This is a genomic window from Mesorhizobium sp. M1A.T.Ca.IN.004.03.1.1 (assembly GCF_003997555.1).
In the GTDB taxonomy this organism is placed as follows: Bacteria; Pseudomonadota; Alphaproteobacteria; order Rhizobiales; family Rhizobiaceae; genus Mesorhizobium.
The window spans coordinates 1-228 of sequence record NZ_RZTV01001241.1; the positions used below are offsets into that span (position 1 = coordinate 1).

1 protein-coding gene is annotated in these 228 nt (G+C 62.3%); it reads left to right on the top strand.

The features are described from left to right. On the top strand, positions 1-228 hold a 228-nt coding region (locus EOD29_RS35670; RefSeq protein WP_127248952.1), incomplete at both ends, for an aminotransferase class I/II-fold pyridoxal phosphate-dependent enzyme.

Sequence of the window (228 nt, forward strand, 5' to 3'; positions counted from 1 at the left end):
GCGCTTGCGGACTACTGCGCGGCCCAATCCATCGCCTTCATCTCCGATGAGATCTATCACGGGCTGACCTTCGCCGGCGAGGAAGCGAGCGCGCTCGAGCTGACCGACGAGGCGATCGTCATCAACTCCTTCTCCAAATATTACTGCATGACGGGCTGGCGAATCGGTTGGATGGTGCTGCCGGAGCGCCTGGTGCGGCCGATCGAGCGCGTGGCACAGAGCCTCTAT